Annotated in this window: 18 protein-coding genes; all 18 read right to left on the minus strand. The window is 71.4% G+C overall.

Features of this window, described 5'->3' with window-relative positions; genetic code table 11:
- Positions 1 to 5: 5 nt before the first annotated feature.
- Positions 6 to 3,332, minus strand: coding sequence for a hypothetical protein (locus tag ACIP64_RS19540; RefSeq protein ID WP_401588096.1), 3,327 nt, complete (start codon positions 3,330 to 3,332; stop codon positions 6 to 8).
- A gap of 2 nt (positions 3,333 to 3,334) precedes the next feature.
- Entirely contained in the window at positions 3,335 to 3,463 is a 129-nt protein-coding gene (locus ACIP64_RS19545) for a hypothetical protein (protein ID WP_401588098.1), read from the minus strand.
- Positions 3,464 to 3,531: 68 nt separating this feature from the next.
- Positions 3,532 to 4,035: a hypothetical protein gene (locus ACIP64_RS19550; RefSeq protein ID WP_401588100.1), complete on the minus strand. Its 504-nt coding sequence runs from the start codon at positions 4,033 to 4,035 to the stop codon at positions 3,532 to 3,534.
- Positions 4,035 to 4,505, minus strand: a complete 471-nt coding sequence (locus ACIP64_RS19555; RefSeq protein ID WP_401588103.1) for a phage tail tube protein — start codon at positions 4,503 to 4,505, stop codon at positions 4,035 to 4,037. Before ACIP64_RS19555 ends, ACIP64_RS19550 begins: the two co-directional genes overlap by 1 nt.
- A gap of 9 nt (positions 4,506 to 4,514) precedes the next feature.
- Positions 4,515 to 4,949 carry a minor capsid protein gene (locus ACIP64_RS19560; RefSeq protein ID WP_401588106.1) on the minus strand — a complete coding sequence of 145 codons (435 nt, stop codon included), beginning with the start codon at positions 4,947 to 4,949 and terminating at the stop codon, positions 4,515 to 4,517.
- 63 nt (positions 4,950 to 5,012) lie between these two features.
- A complete protein-coding gene (locus tag ACIP64_RS19565; protein ID WP_401588109.1) occupies positions 5,013 to 5,363 on the minus strand; it encodes a minor capsid protein in 351 nt (116 codons plus the stop codon).
- 9 nt (positions 5,364 to 5,372) lie between these two features.
- Positions 5,373 to 5,690 carry a hypothetical protein gene (locus tag ACIP64_RS19570; RefSeq protein ID WP_401588112.1) on the minus strand — a complete coding sequence of 106 codons (318 nt, stop codon included), beginning with the start codon at positions 5,688 to 5,690 and terminating at the stop codon, positions 5,373 to 5,375.
- A complete protein-coding gene (locus ACIP64_RS19575; protein WP_401588114.1) occupies positions 5,690 to 6,364 on the minus strand; it encodes a hypothetical protein in 675 nt (224 codons plus the stop codon). Before ACIP64_RS19575 ends, ACIP64_RS19570 begins: the two co-directional genes overlap by 1 nt.
- Before the next feature lie 2 nt (positions 6,365 to 6,366).
- On the minus strand, positions 6,367 to 9,288 hold the full coding sequence (locus ACIP64_RS19580; RefSeq protein ID WP_401588853.1) for a hypothetical protein: 2,922 nt from the start codon (positions 9,286 to 9,288) through the stop codon (positions 6,367 to 6,369).
- A 25-nt stretch (positions 9,289 to 9,313) separates the two neighbouring features.
- Positions 9,314 to 9,760: a hypothetical protein gene (locus tag ACIP64_RS19585; protein ID WP_401588117.1), complete on the minus strand. Its 447-nt coding sequence runs from the start codon at positions 9,758 to 9,760 to the stop codon at positions 9,314 to 9,316.
- An 8-nt stretch (positions 9,761 to 9,768) separates the two neighbouring features.
- On the minus strand, positions 9,769 to 10,281 hold the full coding sequence (locus ACIP64_RS19590; protein ID WP_401588119.1) for a hypothetical protein: 513 nt from the start codon (positions 10,279 to 10,281) through the stop codon (positions 9,769 to 9,771).
- A gap of 13 nt (positions 10,282 to 10,294) precedes the next feature.
- The gene (locus ACIP64_RS19595) at positions 10,295 to 10,567 is read right to left on the minus strand and encodes a hypothetical protein (protein WP_401588121.1); all 273 of its coding nucleotides are present in this window, start codon (positions 10,565 to 10,567) and stop codon (positions 10,295 to 10,297) included.
- Entirely contained in the window at positions 10,567 to 11,157 is a 591-nt protein-coding gene (locus ACIP64_RS19600) for a hypothetical protein (RefSeq protein WP_401588123.1), read from the minus strand. Before ACIP64_RS19600 ends, ACIP64_RS19595 begins: the two co-directional genes overlap by 1 nt.
- Positions 11,154 to 11,549 carry a hypothetical protein gene (locus ACIP64_RS19605; protein WP_401588126.1) on the minus strand — a complete coding sequence of 132 codons (396 nt, stop codon included), beginning with the start codon at positions 11,547 to 11,549 and terminating at the stop codon, positions 11,154 to 11,156. Before ACIP64_RS19605 ends, ACIP64_RS19600 begins: the two co-directional genes overlap by 4 nt.
- Before the next feature lie 2 nt (positions 11,550 to 11,551).
- Positions 11,552 to 12,616 carry a major capsid protein gene (locus ACIP64_RS19610; RefSeq protein WP_401588128.1) on the minus strand — a complete coding sequence of 355 codons (1,065 nt, stop codon included), beginning with the start codon at positions 12,614 to 12,616 and terminating at the stop codon, positions 11,552 to 11,554.
- 16 nt (positions 12,617 to 12,632) lie between these two features.
- Positions 12,633 to 13,424 carry a hypothetical protein gene (locus tag ACIP64_RS19615; RefSeq protein ID WP_401588131.1) on the minus strand — a complete coding sequence of 264 codons (792 nt, stop codon included), beginning with the start codon at positions 13,422 to 13,424 and terminating at the stop codon, positions 12,633 to 12,635.
- A gap of 108 nt (positions 13,425 to 13,532) precedes the next feature.
- Positions 13,533 to 14,636, minus strand: a complete 1,104-nt coding sequence (locus ACIP64_RS19620) for a phage minor capsid protein (RefSeq protein ID WP_401588133.1) — start codon at positions 14,634 to 14,636, stop codon at positions 13,533 to 13,535.
- A complete protein-coding gene (locus ACIP64_RS19625) occupies positions 14,617 to 16,188 on the minus strand; it encodes a phage portal protein (protein ID WP_401588136.1) in 1,572 nt (523 codons plus the stop codon). Before ACIP64_RS19625 ends, ACIP64_RS19620 begins: the two co-directional genes overlap by 20 nt.
- Positions 16,189 to 16,332 lie beyond the last annotated feature (144 nt).

The raw sequence follows: 16,332 nt of genomic DNA on the forward strand, positions 1-16,332 counted from the left end.
CCCTCCTACTGCCCGAAAGCGGATTGAACATCGCCGCCGAAGTCGACGCGGACGAGCTCCTTGACGAACTGGGTGAACTTGTCCTGACCGCCGCGGAATTCAACGATCATCCGCGGGGGCTTGCCCGACCGGCCGGCGCCCGCAGTGCTGCCGCCTGGGCCATAGCCCGGCGCGCCGGCCGCAGCCGGGGAGGCGGTGAGGTTGCCCATCGGGGTGCCGTCCGCGGCAAGGCCCTGCTGTGCAGCGGCCATGAGCGCGGACGCGGCGCCCCCGACGCGGCCCTGCTGCTGGGCCAGGCTCGCAGCGAGGGTCTTGCCGATGGATTCGCCGGAGTAGGAGACCCAGCCGCGGCCGGAGAAGGGGCCCTTCTTGGCAGGGCTGAACGGGAAGTAGTCGCGGGCCGCGCGCATGAGGCTGCTCGCGGTGCTGGTGACGCCGGACCACATCGACGCCATGCCGTTGATGAACCCGCGGATCAGGGACTGTCCTGAGCGGTAGAGGACGCCGCCCAGGTTGGACAGGGCGCTGCTGGCCCGACTGGGCAGGCCACGGATCCAGGCGACGGCGGAGTCGAGGCGGGACTTGATCGCGTTGACCATGGACGTGCCGGCGGCCGCAGCGCGCCCCGCGATCCGCGAGCCGAGCGAGGCCAGCGCGTCGAACGCCCTCTTCGGGAGGCCCGCGAACCACCACACGATCTTGTTGATCATGTCGGGGATCACGGAGTGGCCGACGAGGTGGTCGGCGAGCCACTCGAACTTGCGGGAGATCCAGCCGACGACGTCGTCAACTGCCTGCTTCGCGGGGCGGAACTTCTCCTTCATCTCCTTGAACCAGTCGACGAGCTCCTGGACAGCCCCGATCACCTTGGTGGCGATGGCCGTCTGCAGCTGCAGGAACGCCACCGTGATCTTGACTAGAGGCGGCAGGAGCGGCAGCAGGGCTGGCAGCAGCTCCTCGGTGACGGTGGTGCTGAGCAGCAGGATGTCCGGCAGGAGCGGGGCGAGTTGTAGGAGCAGTTCGGCCATGGAGTCCGACAGCTGCAGCGCGACCGGGGTCAGCTTGATGAACGCATCCATCCACTGCGGGATCTGCTCGATGAGCTTGTCGCCGTACTTGTCGACGAGGTCGATGATGACCTGGCCGAGCGCCTCGAAGACCGGCACCCAGACGGTGCCCAGGGTGTCGCCCCACTTCTTGATCAAGGGTGCGCTGCGGGCGAACACGTCGCCGATCTTCTTCATGACCGGCGCCAGCGGCTGCAGGATCGCAACCAGCAGATCGCCCAGCACGGGCAGCAGCGGCGACACCGCGTCGAGCAGGTCGCCGACCGCGTCCGCGGTCTCGACCAGGACGTCGCCGATGACGTCGATGACGGGGCCCAGGGCCTTGCCGAGTTGGGTGATCAGCCGCTCGACGGGCGGTCCGAGCCGGGTGAAGATCGGGGCGATCGCCGACAGTGCCCGCGACAGCAGCGGCGCCGCGGTCGTGGCGAGCTTCGAGAAGACGCTGAACAGGGCGCGGAGCGCGTCCTGCACGGGCTTGGAGGCGAAGGTGTCGGCCAACTGGCCGGTGATCTTCTGCAGGGTGTTCAGGAACGACCCGCCGGTCTCGTCGGCCGCGTCGAAGATGCTGCCGATGATGCGGCCCACGTTCAGGCCGACGGACACGAGCTGGCCGATGAGGTCGATGGCGCGCTCGATCGACTTCTGCATCCGGCCCGACTCGAAGCTCTTGCTCAGTCGGTCGCCGAGGCGCGCCGCGCCCTCGCCCAGCGCCGACGTCAACCGCTCGAAGGACGGGCCGGCCGCCGCGGCGAACTGCGTGAACGACTTGAGGGCGATCCCGGGGATGCCCGACAGGTTGTGCAGGCCGGCCGACGCGGACGCCAGGGCCTGCCCGAGCGTGCCGTTGGACGCCAGCTGCCGGGCGGCGGAGCCGACGCCCTTGGCCATGTCGTTCAGCGCGGACGCGGAGCTGACGAGGTTCTTCTCCAGGATCGGCAGGACGACGGTCGCTGTGGACCGCAGCTCGCCCGCGAGGCCCTTGAACAGGGCGTCCTGGACCTTCAGCTTCAGCGCGTCGAGTGCCGGCTTCAACCGGATGATCTCCTCGACGAACTTGCGGGCCTCCGGCGACAGCTTCGCCAGCGCCTCGGCGAGCGCGTTGACGCCGCCCCCGCCGCCCGCCGCGCCGCCGGCGGAGTCGTTGAGGGCCTCGTTGGCCCGCTTGATGTTCTCCAGGCCCTCCGCGGCCGTCCTCGCCTGCTCTTTCTGCGCGTCCTTCAGCGCTCGGACGGCGTCCGCGACGTCGCGCTGGGCGTCGGCGACGTCCTGCTGCGCGTCGGTGTACGTCTTGGAGCCCTCGACGCCCGCGGCGTTGGCCTTGGCGGTGTCCTGCTCCAGGCGCTTGGTCTCGGTCTGCTGCTGGTCCAGGGCCTCGACGGCCTTGTCGTAGCCGAGCTGGGCGGCCTCGATCTCGTCGGCGGACGCCTCGGCGCCCATGGCGCGGACCCGGGCGAGCTCCTTCTCCGCGTCGTGGAGGTCGAGGACGTCCTGCCGCTGGTTCAGCCTCGCGTCGTCGAGGCTGTTGTTCATGTCCTCCAGCTCGCGGGTGGCGTCCTCGCGGGCCTGCGTGAGCTGCTCCTGCGCGCGCTTGGCGGCCTTCTGGGCGTCGGCGAGGTTGCGTTCGGCGTCCTCGACCTGCCGCGCCGCGCGCTCGTTGGCGAGGGCGGCCTGCTGGGTGGCGTCCTTGACGGCGCGCAGCGCGTTGGCGTGCTGCTTGGCCGCGCCGGTGGCCCCCCCGCCGCCGCCGCCTCCTCCCCCGCCGCCTCCACCGGTGAACACCGCGGACAGGGCCGCTCCCACCCCGCTGGTGCCGACCTTGAGCGCGGCCAGAGCCGAACCCAGTGCGAACACCGCCGAGGCGCCGACCGCGGCCGCCGGTGCGATGTTGACCAGAGCGGCAGCCAGGCCGGCCGCGATGGGGATCGCCGCGCCGAGCTTCGCCGCGATGAGCCCTGCCTGCCCTGCTACCGCGCCCAGAGCACCGGCGGCGCTGCCGACGCTGCTCAGGGCGGAGCGCAGCCGGTTGCTGTCACGATCAGCCTGCTGGACGTGGCGGCCCGCGGAGCGTGCCGACTGCCCGACTTGGCCGAAGCCGTGCGCAGCGGCAGCGCCTGCCGCCGCGAACCGTCCGTCGAGCGTCCGCAGGCGGCCTTCGGTGTCGACCTGGAAGCCGCGCATAGCGAGTTCGGCGCGGGCCAGGCCGCTGGTCATGCCGGAGGGGTCCGCGTTGATGTGCGCGACGAGCTCGCCGACGGACAGGGCCATGGCTACCGGCCTCCTCGCTTGGGTTCGGGCGTGAAGTGCCGGTTGGTGCGGCTGTCAGTGGAGAGCAGGCCGAGGATCCGGGTGCGGAGCCAGGGCCAGGTGCGCTGCTGGAGCAGTCCCGGCGTCCCCATGTCCAGCCCGTAGGTCTGGTGGAGGTCTGCCTCGATGAGCGGCCACTGCTCCAGCAGCGCGGCCCACGTCAGGCCGTCGCGGCCCGCGGGGCGCTCTTGGTAGCCGGGCGGCCGCTCGTACCACTCGTAGAGCCCCGTCGCGGGGTCGCGCTCGCCTTGGCCGATCCACTCTTCTTGGCCTTGGCGCGGCGCGCTGCCCGATTCGGGGCCTTCCCTTCCGGGTGGCCTGCCGCGGCCCAGAAGTTCCGGGCGGTGTCGACGCCCTGGGTGATCCACAGCATGGCGGTCATGCCCGCGTGTCGGACCCATGCCCAGTCGACGTTGTTGGCGGCCATCTCGGCGTACGCGGTGCCGAGGCAGCGTTCGATGAAGTCGCGTTCCTCGTCGTCGTCGAGGAACTGGGTGTCGTCGGGGACTTCGCCGCCTGCGTGGAGGCGCAGTGCCAGATTGGCGATCTTCTGGATCTTCAGGCCGTCCTCGGCGGACGGCGACGGGATCCGGTAGGTCTTGCCCTGGACGGGGAGTTCCAGGCTGTCGTCGAAGAGCTCTTCGAGAGCTTCGAAGCGGGCCACTACGGCGTCACCGGGTTCGTGATCATGTTGAGGGGGCCCTTGCCGGTGAGGGTGACCTCGACCTGGTCCAGGGCGGTGCGCTCGCCGCCGGACGGCGCCCAGGTGACCAGCGCGTAGCCCTGGTACGCCTCGGGGAGCCCGTCGCGGTCGTAGAAGCGGATGTCGACGCGGGCCTCGTCGCCGAAGCCGAACGCGGCGGCGCGAAGCTCCTCGTGGACGGGGCTGTAGGTGGTGGAGTCCGGGGACGCCTTGCGGTTGAACGTCGCCGTCACGGACCAGGCCTGGCCGGTCTTCTCGTTGTCGGCCCACCCACCGTCGTCGTAGGTGCTGCTGTCCTCGTGGTTGGGCGGGGCCTCCCACTGGAAGTTCGTGATGGCGGGGCACAGCTGGTAGTCCGGCGAGCCGGACGTGCCCATGTTGACGTCGAGGCGCCACCGGCGGGCGAGTGCGGTCTCCGTGGGTGTGGACATACCCGTCTCCTATTCGTGAGCGTGGGTCTGGGACCGGATGGTCCGGAGGTAGTAATTCGCGGTGAGTTCCTCGCGGCCGACCGTGTCAGCGCCCCAGGGGAGCTGCGAGAACCTCCAGGCCAGGTCCACGGGGACCGTGCCGAGGGTGAAACGCGAGCGGTTGTCGAGCGCGTCGAATACCGCGTCGGCGAGGTCAAGGACGTCGGTTGGATCCGCGCCGCAGCGAATGCGGAATTGCACGGCGGTGATGGTCTCCGGCATTCCGGTGTCCTCGACCGGGTAGGGGTTGAGGCAGATCACCCGGTCCGGTGCGGCAGGCATGTTGCCCAGCACGATCGCCGTGTCGCCTACCGTGAAGGGCGGCCCGTTCGGGCGGTACGCGCCGATGCCCGCGTCGTCGAGGAGCTGCGCGAGACCCGCAACGAGGTCGCTTGTGTAGCCCACCGGTCACCCCTTCCAGGCATGCAAAAGGCCCCGACATGGAATGCCGGGGGCTTGCGGAGCAAGTCAGCTACGGAAGAGGGCTCTCAGGGGAATGGCCATGATGCGGAGCATCGCTTCCCTTTCATTCCGGAAAGGAATTTCGAGGTACTTCGCGGAACGGCCCGGCGCGTGTCTCCACGTCAGCTCCTCGTGCTGGCGCCTCGCATAAACGCTGTCGTAGACAATCGTTCCGTCGAGCCCATCGACCACGACCCGCCCGCTGTTCATCAGCGTCCCCTCGTCCAAGGGGACAATTTCCTTAGACTTGCCGAGCGTGTGCTCCAGAGCGTCCCGCAGACCGCGCGATGCAGCCTGCTGCCCCCGCCCGAACCACAGCCGGCGGCCCTCCCACTGCATCGTCACGCGCTGCACCATCGCGGCCTCCTACGTGAGCTGGACTTCGAGGTGGTCGGGGGTGGGCAGGCCCCCGCCGTCGTGGCGGAGCGCGGCGATGACGGTGGTCTGCCGGGCGCCGGGGAGGGTGACGCGGGATTCGGGCGGGCAGGTTTCGCCGAGGTCGCTGTAGAAGGTGCTCGACGAGGTGACCTCGCGGCCCTCGGCGTTCCGGACCATCCGGGTGCGCTCTTCCAGGAAGCACCGCACGACAACGGGCGGGCCGTAGAGGGGGCCGTGGGAGCCGTCACCGAGGTAGGGCTCGACGGTGACCTCGTGCCGCATGAAGCGGCGCGGGAGGCGGCCCATCACCGCCACCCGCAGGAGCCGGTGGCCACGCCCTGCCGGAACTTGTCCGCGGGCAGGACCGCGAACGCGCGGTAGACGCGCGCGCCCGAGGTGGTGGGGCTGACGCGGTTGTCGCCCGCGCCGTACTGGATCTGAGCCGACCCGATACTGACGCCCTGGATCGGCCCGGCGGTGTCGGTGTCCTCGCCGACCTCGCCCCAGAACTCCACCTGCGCGCAGGCCGCGAGGGCGAACGCGGCCGCGACCTGAGGGTCGGTGGGCATCCCGTCGTCGTCCGTGTCGTACACCGCGGTCAGCAGCACCTCGGCGTCCAGCATCTCCGAGGCGCGGGCCAGCAGCCGATCCGCGTCCAAGGGCGGCGCGGCCCCCAGGTAGTTCGCCAGCTGGGTGCTGTTCGCGTACACCCGGCCGGTCTCCACGACGATCCCCGGTGCCACGGCCACGCGCTGGATCTCGCGGCCGGCACCGGTCCCCGTGACGGTCCAGTCGAGGACCCATACCCCGGCCAGCGTGTACGTCACCGGGGCCGTCCACGTGGCGCCGCCGTCCGCGCCGGTGACCACCGGCGAGGCCGTGGTGCCGTCCGGGCGGGTCACCAGCAGCGTCGCCGCGGTAGTGCCGTCGGCCGGGTTCACGGCCAGGCGTGCGGCGGCCAGGTCTCCCACGTCGGGCATCGTCAGCCTCCAGAGGTCGTCGTGGCCGTGGGGTGCGGCCCGCTGGTGGACGAGGTCAGCCCCGGCCCGGCCGTAGCCGCGGTCAGTACCGGGTCGGTGGTGTCGGGCGCCAGGGCCGGGCCGGCCGCGCTGGTGGTCAGCGTGGGCCCGGACGCGGTGGCATCAAGGCGGTCGGCGAACCGTTGGCGGTGGCCTGCCAGTGCCTGTGCCTCGGCGTGGTCGACTGCCCAGGTGAGGCGGATGGCCGGACCGATCAGGGCCCGGTCCGTCTCCAGCGCGACGCCCAGCAGCCGCGCCTTGCCTGCGGCCAGCGGCCGGACCAGGGCCGACGCCCCGGCGGCCGCCAGTGTGCTGGTCTTCCGCCGTCCGGCCGGGAGGGCGGTGTCGGACTGGGTGGCGCGCCCGAGCTGGCGGGTGGCGTGCCGGCCGAACTGCCGGGCCTCGTCGAAGCTGTCGACCCTGGGCAGGCTCGCCCGCTTGCCCCCGGTCAGGGGCCGTGCGGTGGAGGTTTCCTCGGCGGGTGCCGCGGTGCCCGGGATGAGGAGGCGCTGTGCCGTGGCCGTTTCGATAGCTGCGGTGATGGCGGCCTGCTTGGCCGGGGCCGGTTGCCGTCCGCTGCTGAGTTCGGCCGCCGTCCCCAGCGCGACTGTCTTGCGGCGTGCCAGCGGGAGTGCGGTCTCGGTGGTCGCTGCGGCGCCCTGGGGCTTCGTCTTGCGGCTTCCGGTGGCCTGCGCGGTCGCGGTCTCGCCTGCGGGCGTGAGCGCACCGGCGGAGATCGGCGTCAGACCGAGCGCCTGCGTGGTCTCGACGGCCGCAGAGAGCGGCTGCGCCTTGGCCCCGATCAGGGGGCGTGCGGTCGCGGTCTCCGACGTCCGCGCCAGGTCGGTGCGCTTGCGGATGCTCAGCGGGGCGGCGGTGGTCGTCTCGGCGGCTGCCCCCAGCGGCGCGTGCTTGGCCCCGGTGAGCGGCGTGGCCGCGTCCGCTACCTGCGCCGAGCCCAGCAGGGAGGCCTTCGCCTGGCCCATCGGCCGCGCTGCGCTGGTCACTTCCGCTGCGGCCAGCCCCGAGGCCGGGGGCAGCGTCAGCGCCGTGCCGCGCTCGACTGCGGCCCCCAGCGCACGGGTCTTCACGCGGCCCAACGGGCGGGCCGTACTGACCTCTTCGGTGAGGCGCAGTCCGGAAGCCGGGGCCAGCAGCTGGGCCGTGCTGGTCTCACTGGCAGGCGTGAGCACGAGCCTCTTGACTCGGCCCACCGGTTGCGCCGCGGCGCTCTCGCCCGCAGGCGTGAGTGCCACGCTCCCGTGCCGGCCGACGGCCTGGGCCGTGCTGGCCTCGGTCGCCTGCCCGAGGGCCAGCGTCTTCCGCGCGATGAGCGGCTGGGCCGTCTCGCCAGCCAGGGGCGTCGGGAGCGTCTTGCGCTTGATGCGGGCCAGGGCCTGCCCGCTGTCGGTCTCGGCGGGCGCAGGGAGCGGGCTGGCCCGCGTGTGCCCGAGAGCTTGCCCAGCGTCCGTCTCGCCGGCGGGGGCCAGGGCGCGGGCGCGCGTCCGGTTGGGGGCCAGGGCGGTGCTGGTCTCGGACGCTGTGCCGAGCGCCAGGGTCTTGCGGCGTCCCAGCGGCTGCGCCGCGTTGGTCTCCGCCGCGGGTGCGGCGGCGCGCGTCTTGCGGCGGGCCAGTGCCTGGCCGCTGTCCGTCTCGGCCGACGCAGTGGGCGCCTTGGCCTTGGTGCGTCCTGCGGCCTGGCCGGTGTCGGTCTCGGCCGCGGTGCCGAGGGCGGCCGAGGTGACGGGGATGAACTCGACGAGCGCCCACAGCGTGCTGATGCGGCGGGTCGTCGACTGGGAGACGTTGGAGCGGTATCCGATCTGCGCGGTGGCCAGCGCGGACCGGGTCCATGCCGCAGAGGTCTGCGGGTTCGTGTACGCGGTGATCCCGTAGAGCTTCGGTACGGCGCTCTTGTTCGTCGCCCAGCCGGATACGGCGACGCTGGTCGACGCGGACTCCGTCGTCGTGCCGCTGGACTGGCCCTTGAGGCGGGTGACGATGCTTGCCGCGGTCGTCGCCGTGGAACCGACGCGAACCCCCACGGAGACGAGGGTGATGGTGTCCGAGGCGCCGATCCCCGCGGTGGTCGGCGAGGACACGATGAAGTCGTCGATCGTCGTCGTGCCCGTCACCGTGGTCGCGTTGTAGCTGGTCGCGTCGTTGGGAGTGATCTCGTTGACGCGCGTGAAGTTGTTCGCGGCCCCCGCGGTGCCGCCAACAACAGTGGCGAAGCCGTTGTTGTCGCCCTGCCCGGCCGGCTGGAGGTGCACAACCGAGCCCGGCCCCGGAAGGCCGTTCTGCACGGACCCCGTGGTGTCGTTGACGGCGATGTCGTCGTAGTAGAGGTCGAGCGTCGTCGCGCTGTTGAGTGCGCCTGCGCGGATGCGGGAGAAGCCGTTGATGTTGGTGCACATGACGGAGCTGACCAGGGCGCCGTCGATGTACAACTTGAACGCGGAGACACCGGCCGTGAGCGTGCCGGAGACGTCGTCGAAGTCGGCCTCGATCCGGTACCACTGGTTCAGGTTGAGCGCGGAGGTGGCGGAGCCGAGATCCGTGTTGCTCTCGCCGTCTCGGAGGATCAGCGTGCCGTTGGTGTTGAGGCGGATGAGGCCGGGGAAGTAGGCGTTCTGGCCGATCCCGTAGATGTTCGTCGCAGCGGCCGGGAGGGCTGCGATGCGGAGGTAGAAGCGGTGCATGGTCCGCATGACCGTGCCGCCGGTGAACTGGTGCTCGATGTACGACGTGGCTCCGGACGGGGCGACCCGCAGTGAGGCCGCCCCGGCCCGGTGTACCGACGTGTTGATCGCGGCGTTGCCGTTGGTGATCTGCCACTCGATGTCGGCGGTCGCGGTCTGCAGCTCGAAGCCGCAGGTCCACATCCGTGCCACGACGCCTCCCGGTGGGTCAGGATGCGGACGAGATGCGCACGAAGTCGCTGATCGTCAGCGTGAAGTCCGACCCGTCCGGCGTCATGCTCACGTCGTGCTTCGTCAGCGGGACCAGGTCCGCATCGGTGCCGGTCGTGGTGTCCGGGTCGTAGCAGATGACCACCGCCGAGATGGCGTTGCCCGTCGCGGCTGTCCACGTGACGTCCGCACAGTCGATGTTCCACCGGTCGTTGGTGTCGTCGACCGCCGAGGTGACCGACGCCAGGGTCTTACGGCCCATGGTCGTCTGCTCGTTGGACGCGCCCGCGAGGAGCGTGCCCAGGTCGTCGTAGTCCCGCATGACGGAGTCGGCGACGATGCCGGACGTCTCGATCGGCACCATGACCAGTGCGTCGTTCGTGGCGGGAAGGCCGGCGTAGTACGCCAGCCGGCCGAGGGCGATGTTGAAGACGATGTTCGCCACGGTGCCCCCTACACGCTCGCGCCGATGAGGACGATGTCGTACTGCACCGACGTCGACCCCGCGCTGTTGGCCACCTTCAGCAGGTCGCCCGTCGAGGCCGTCACCCCGTAGCCGGTCGCGTCCGCCGCGCCCGTACCCACGCCGACGAACGCCCCGGGGCGGAGGGTCATCGTGCCCGTGGTGTTGAGGAACGTGGCCCACTGGTTCGAGCTGGCCGCGCCGACGACGACGTTGTTGGTGTTCGCCGTCGCCGCGGCGATCAGGAGGGCCTTGATGCGGGCGAAGGTGATCGCCGTCCCGAAGGCGTCGACCAGGACGCCCGCGAGGTCGAGATCTTCCGTCGCCGACGCCGCGAGGGTCCGTCGGCCGTGGTAGATCCTGTCGGCCTTCCCCGCGCCCGTGCCCGAGGCGAGCTGCATCGCCCGCTTCACGTTGAGGGGGACGTCCGCGGTGGCGAGCGCGAGCGCGTTGGTGAGCTCGCCGCTGATGGCGATGGAGATGCCGGGGTTGTTGAGTGCCATGGTCGTACCCTCCTTAGGTCGCGAAGACCGACGTGTTGAGCAGCGAGACCTTGTCGAGCGTCACGTAACACGCACGCCCCGGGATCTCGTTGATGGCCTGCGCGACCATGCCCATGAAGTCCTCGACCGACGCCGCCGACGACTCGTGCACGGCCGCCGGGCCGACCATCGTCAGGTCTGCGGCGAACTCGGCCGTTGTGTTCGGCTCCGCGTCCTCGAAGAGCACCGACAGGTTGAGACGCCAAACTGGCTGGCTGGTCCCGTCTACGCCTACGACCGCCGACATCAGGTGATCACCACGTACGGCACGAACTGCTTCGCGGTCGGCGTGGCCGCGATCGTCGCCGGAGCCGTCGCTGTCAACGACGACGCCGGACCGGACTGGGACAGGTTCCGCTCCCCGGTCGCGATCGCCGGAGCGGCGATGCAGCCCAGCAGCGTCGGGGTCGCGGTGGCCTTCACCATGATCCCGACCCAGTACACGCCGGACTCGACGATGGTCTTCGGCGAGGCCAGCGCGAGGGTCTTCGTGGTGTTCGCGGCCCACGCGGTCGACGTCTGGTCCGCGGTCTGCCCGAGCAGCGCCGGGGTCGGGTCCTTGCTGTACAGCGCGAACCAGTAGTTCGTCGGGGTGTCCGCGGCCGTCGCACCCGAGCGGACGCTGATGTTGGTGACGACATCCCCGGCGTGCAGGTAGACCGGCACGCTGGTCATCACGCCCGTGGCGAGCGCGACCTGCCCGGTGTCGCCAGCCGAGTCGTACAGGCCAGTGCGCGGCAGGTTGCGGCGGAAGAACGTGTCCGGGCTGGCCGGGTCGGACAGGTTGTAGTGCGCGAGCGCATCGCGCACGTTGCGGGTGTAGCTGCCGAGCGTCATGCGCCCGCCTCCTTGTCGGTGATGGTCTTGCGGTTCTTGCCGGCGCGCTCGGCGGCGATGATGCGGTCGAACTCGGCCTTGGCGTCCGGGTCCTCGGTGTCGAGGGCGTCGAGGTGCGCGATGACCTCGTCGGCGTTGTGCTTGGACGGGTCGTAGGGGCCGTCGGCGGGCGGGGGCGGCGGGGTGTCGTCTCCCTGCTGCGCCTCGGGGTCCTGCGAGGGCTCGTCCTCGGTGTCGGCGGAGACGGTGTAGCCGCGGCGCCGGAAGTAGTCCAGCGCTGCCCGCCCCTCGTTCGTCCCGTCCGTGACGCGGCCGGTGCCGTTCTTGAAGGCGACGCCGCACGACTCGCCGTTGAACCCGGCGACCGGAGCGGTAACGGTGAAGTCGGTCATGGTCAGCCGACCTTTACGTTGCGCAGGGCGCCACACGCCCTGACGTTCCGCAGGACCATCGCGGCGGGGCCCATCTCGATCTCGCCTTCCTTCGCGGCGCCGGACTGCGAGAAGTCCGGCATCCAGGTCTGCACCAGCGGGTTGCCCGCGACAGAAGCGCCGTGCAGGGCGTCCAGGCCGAACGACGCGGCGTAGATGTCGGTGAGGTTCGTCGAGGTACCCGAGTCGGCGGAGCCGCCGTGGGTACGGGTCTCGTTGGGGATGATCGGCGCGGCGCCCATGGCGTTGTCACCGAGGTCCTGGAGCACCCACGGCCCGTACGTCTCGATCTCGCGGCCGAGGTCGTCCTTGGTCTGGGTGTAGATCCCGGCCCAGCGGGCGAGCGCGCGCAGGCGCGTGATGCTCTTGGTGTTGCCGAGGATGGCCTTCACACCGGGCGGGAGCGCGCCGGGCATGCCCTGGTCGCCGCCACCGGTGTGGGACGGCACGATCCGCGACAGCCAGTCGTCGACGATGTCGAGCTGGGCCATGGCCTCGGCCTGCGTGTCGATGGTGCCGCGGGTCCAGTCGAGGATGCCCGAGGTGACGCCCTCGCTGAGCGGCACGAACTCGGTGGGCTGGCCGGTGAGGCTCTTGTCGAGGCCGTCGTAGCCGTTCGCGTCGACTGCGGTGTCGCCGTTGATCAGCTCGTCCTGGAACTTCGTCCGCGTGGCGGTGAGGAGCTGCTGCATCTGGAACGAGATCTCGTTCGACGCGGCCGAACCCAGCCGGGCCAGGACTCGGTCCACGGTGAACGCGCCACCCAGCGGCTTGAGCTGCACCGAGTACGGCGTGCGGGTTGCCTGCGACGGGGTGTACTCGGTGTTCAGCGCGCGGAACTGCGCGGAGCGCGCCGCGGTCAGCCGCACGTACCCGTACGTCAGCGTGCCGCCGCCGGTGCCGGGGCTGACGGTGTCGTCGAAGACGATCTGGTCCAGCAGCCAGCTGTAGCGGCGGAGGTTGTCGATGACGGCGAAGTCGATGTCGGTCTGGGTGTTGACCTGCGCCTGTGCGAGCGTGACGGGCACGGTGGGCCTCCTGCTGTTAGGTGTTGAAGGTGCCGCGTACCGCGGCGCTGAGTGAGGTGGGGCGCTGCTTGGTCTTGCCTTCGCCGGAGCCGCCGCCCTGGTCGCCGCCGGACCTGCCGGCGGTCTGCGTTCCGTAGGCGGGGTTGGTCTTGACGGCGTCCTTGATGGCGTCGTCGAGGGCCTTGGTGAATCCGGACGCGGCCGGGTCGAGGCCTGCGATGGCCTTGACGAACGCGCGAGAGTCGAGGAGCGCCCCGGCGCGGGCTCCGGCCTTGTCGGCTCGGGCCCACACGGCGAGTTCGACGTTGAGGCCCTGGATCGTCGAGTCCCGCTCGGCGATGGTTCCGGCCTGCGCGGTGATCTGCTCGACGAGCTTGGCGGGGTCCGGGGGGCCGTCCTCCTTGACGAGGCCGAGGGCCTTGCCGATCTTCTCGGTGAGCGATGCGACGGCTTCGTCGGCGGCCTGCTGCTTCGCGGCGGTCCGGGACTTCGCGGCGTCCTTACGGGCGTCGGCAAGATCCTTCTCCAGCCGCTTGATGGTCGCGGTGTGGTCGTCGCCCTTGCCGAAGTCGCTCTGCTGGCCGCCGCTGTCACCAGTCCCGCCGGTGCCTGCGTCGCTGCCCGCGTCGTCTCCTCCGCTGCCGTCGCCCGCTCCGTCGTCGCTGCCGGATCCGGAGCCGCCGTCGTCCCCGCCGTCCGCGTACAGGTACGGGGAGAAAGGGCCGTGGCCGTAGGGGTGCGACCAGACGATGTCCCGACGCGCGGACGCGTGCGGGCCGCCGTAGCGGGCGAGGTGCTTCCTGCTCATGGGTGCCCTCCCGGGCGTGCTGCGCCCGCACCTGGCGGACGACTGGGGGTGGCCCCGCGCCTGGCGGGTGCCGTAGGTCCCCGGCCCGCGCCTGGCGGGCCGGAAGTCTCAGTGCGCGTAGTCGATCTGCTCGCGCTCGGGCTTGCGGCGCTGCCCGGTCTCCCGGGTCAGCTCGCGGAGCTGCGCCTGGTAGCCGCGGATCCGCAGCCGGGCGGCCGCACGACCCTCGTTGTCCATCGCGGCCAGTTCGCGGCGCTTCCACCGGCGGACCTGCCGCTCCAGGTAGCGCTGCTGCTGCAGGTCCTCGTAGCGGTACGCGCCGGGCGGGGCGGTCGGCAGTTCGGTCACGCCCGGCAGGTAGAGGCTGATGCCGTGTCGGCAGTTGGCGTGCTGGAACCCGACCGCACGGGCCTCCATCAGGGAGCCTGCAACGTGCACGGTGACCGTATGCAGCGCGCGGGTTGCGTGCGGCAGCCGAATGTCCCGGGCGCCGGGCGGGCCCGCCAGGGCAAGCACCTTGCCCTCCCACGGCGCGCACAGCGGGCACGACCCGCCCGGCGCGCCGACGTAGACCAGCTGGTGGCCGGCGGCGGCGAGCCGGTCGGCGTGGGCCTGGACGGCGGCGCGGCCGCACGCGGTGCGGACGGCCATCGCGATGTAGGCGGTCAGCTCCCAGTTCCGGCCGCGGGAGTCGACGAAGCCGCTGACCCCGCGGTTCGCGAAGTCGTCCAGCGCGCGCTGCGCGGCCTGGCGGCGGGTGATCTGCCCTTCGAGGACGCCGGCGGAGGCGCGGGCGATGACGTCGCGGTAGACGTCCTGGGGCTGGCGGAGGATCCGGGCGTATGCGGGCTCGAAGTCCTCGTCCAGGGCGCGGATAAGCCGGTCGGCGGGCGTGGTGTCGAGGTCGTCGGGGCCGGGCGGCAGGTGGTGCTCGTCGAGTTCGGCGCGGGCGGCGCGGTCGCCGATGCGGTGGGCTTCGGTGACCGCGTGCTCGGCGGCCGCGGCCGCGCGCTGCCGGAGGCCGGGGATGAGGCGTTGCAGGGAGCGGCGCAGCAGGCCCGAGGCGGCGGTGCGGGCGCGTGCCCATCCGGGCCGGGTGATGCCGGGGGTGAGCATGTCGCGCAGCAGCTCGATGACGGTCTGCTCCGCGACGCCGAACTCTGCGGCCACCGCCGCGGCGAGGTGCTCGGCATCACCCGGGGAAACCGCCACCGCCGGTACCTCCCGTATCGGGTTCGGCCTGGCCGGCGCGGTCGCCGATCGTCGTCGGGTCCTCGACCGCGCGCCCGGATTCCTTCGTGATCCGGGCGACCTCGGCCTTCTGGCCCTTCTCGTCCCAGTCGGGGTGGACGAGGGCGACCAGGGTCTCCGTGGACGCGGCCTCGGCCTGCCGGAGCGCCAGCGCGGTGTCGGCGAGGGTCTTGAGGTCGTCCTGCACCGAGTCCTGGAAGACGACCTCGGGACGCTGCACCTGCACCGGCGGGGCGCCCGGGAACAGGTTGGACGCCCATAGGGCGAGGGTGGCCTCGACGATGTCGGCGATGGCCGGTTCGGCGAGTTCAGCCTTCCGCGCGCGCGTCGACATGGACCGGGCGTTGCGGGCCTTGATCTCGGTCGCGGTCAGCGCGGCCCCGTCGGAATCGTCGCCGAAGGTTCCGCCGGAGTACCCGGCGTTGCGAATGATCTTCCCGAGGAGTTCCTCGGCGGTCGCCTTGTGCTCGGCGTGCCGGATCTCGAACTGGTTGAGCGTGATGCCCTTCCCGCTCTCGGTCGGCGGGATGTTCATGCCGACCATGACCTCGCGGTCTTCCCATGAGGCGCCGCGCCCAGGGCCGTTGGACTGCAGGTAGCCGTCCGGCACGATGATCCGGGACTTCGCCAGGCGCACGTCGCGCATCCACGAGGTGTACGTCTCGTCGAGCGCGTCAAGAAGCGTCTCGGAGCCCTGGTAGTCCGACTGGCCTAGGCCCGCCGTGCCGGGGATGTCGCGCCAGTCCCGCGCGGTCACCGTGTTCGGCATGTACGAGATCGTCAGCCGGTCCGGCGCGTCCAACTGCCGCTCGGTCAGCAGATCGCGGGTCTGCTCGAACGCCTTGACGCCGATCGGCTTGCCCAGGTTGTCGACGGTGCCCCGGTACACCTCGTGGAGGATCCAGCCGCGCTCGTGGCGCTCCAGGTGCCGGATGACGGTCTGGCCGTCAACTTCGAGGACGTCGGTGATCGTCACGGCGAGGAGGCGACCGTACCGGAACTCGGGGATGCCGGCGTCTCCGGCAACGGTGGAGATCCACGGCCGGTCGGAGATGGCCAGGTCCCACGAGGTCCGCAGGTAAGCGCCGCCGAGCGCGGCACCGGTCTCGCCTGCGGTGAGCAGGGTGCGGCGCAGGTCGGTGGCGAGCATCTCCTCCAGCTGCTCCTGCGTCGCGGGGTCCTCGACCTTCAGCGCGGGCGGCTCGGAGAACAGCAGGTCGGAGCTGGTGCGGGCGATGTCCGCGGCGAGCGGCACGTGCAGCTTGGTGCGCTTCTCGCCGAGCGGGGTGGGCTCGCCCCAGAACATACGGGCGAGGCCGCCGATGATGCCACCGCGGTACTGCGAGGGGCGGTTGCGGGGCTGGCCGTAGCGTCCGGCGTGGGTCTGCCGGTTGTAGTAGCGGTCGGCGATGCGGTCGGGGTTCGCGGAGTACCAGGCGGCCCAGTCGTCGAGGGAGCAGCGGATCTCGGGGGCGACCGGCGGCCACGGGGTGCCTTCAGCGGGCAGCGGCATCGTTCGGCCACCTCCCCGTGAGCATGCGCCAGTACGCCCACCAGTAGGCGCGGCGGGTCATCCGGACTTTGACGTCGAGCACGAGGGCGCCGTCTTGGACGCGGGTTGGCCCGGCGGCTTCGGCGCTGGCGCCTGTCCACCGTG

The organism is Streptomyces sp. NPDC088733, assembly GCF_044751185.1.
Taxonomy (GTDB): domain Bacteria; phylum Actinomycetota; class Actinomycetes; order Streptomycetales; family Streptomycetaceae; genus Actinacidiphila.

Coding starts and splice junctions, on each gene's coding strand:
- ACIP64_RS19565 (WP_401588109.1), bottom strand. CDS start 5,363: ATGGTGCAGCGCGTGACGATGCAGTGGGAGGGCCGCCGGCTGTGGTTC.
- ACIP64_RS19545 (WP_401588098.1), bottom strand. CDS start 3,463: ATGGGGACGCCGGGACTGCTCCAGCAGCGCACCTGGCCCTGGCTCCGC.
- ACIP64_RS19580 (WP_401588853.1), bottom strand. CDS start 9,288: ATGTGGACCTGCGGCTTCGAGCTGCAGACCGCGACCGCCGACATCGAG.
- ACIP64_RS19540 (WP_401588096.1), bottom strand. CDS start 3,332: ATGGCCCTGTCCGTCGGCGAGCTCGTCGCGCACATCAACGCGGACCCC.
- ACIP64_RS19555 (WP_401588103.1), bottom strand. CDS start 4,505: ATGTCCACACCCACGGAGACCGCACTCGCCCGCCGGTGGCGCCTCGAC.
- ACIP64_RS19595 (WP_401588121.1), bottom strand. CDS start 10,567: ATGTCGGCGGTCGTAGGCGTAGACGGGACCAGCCAGCCAGTTTGGCGT.
- ACIP64_RS19600 (WP_401588123.1), bottom strand. CDS start 11,157: ATGACGCTCGGCAGCTACACCCGCAACGTGCGCGATGCGCTCGCGCAC.
- ACIP64_RS19605 (WP_401588126.1), bottom strand. CDS start 11,549: ATGACCGACTTCACCGTTACCGCTCCGGTCGCCGGGTTCAACGGCGAG.
- ACIP64_RS19590 (WP_401588119.1), bottom strand. CDS start 10,281: ATGGCACTCAACAACCCCGGCATCTCCATCGCCATCAGCGGCGAGCTC.
- ACIP64_RS19575 (WP_401588114.1), bottom strand. CDS start 6,364: ATGCCCGACGTGGGAGACCTGGCCGCCGCACGCCTGGCCGTGAACCCG.
- ACIP64_RS19625 (WP_401588136.1), bottom strand. CDS start 16,188: ATGCCGCTGCCCGCTGAAGGCACCCCGTGGCCGCCGGTCGCCCCCGAG.
- ACIP64_RS19570 (WP_401588112.1), bottom strand. CDS start 5,690: ATGGGCCGCCTCCCGCGCCGCTTCATGCGGCACGAGGTCACCGTCGAG.
- ACIP64_RS19615 (WP_401588131.1), bottom strand. CDS start 13,424: ATGAGCAGGAAGCACCTCGCCCGCTACGGCGGCCCGCACGCGTCCGCG.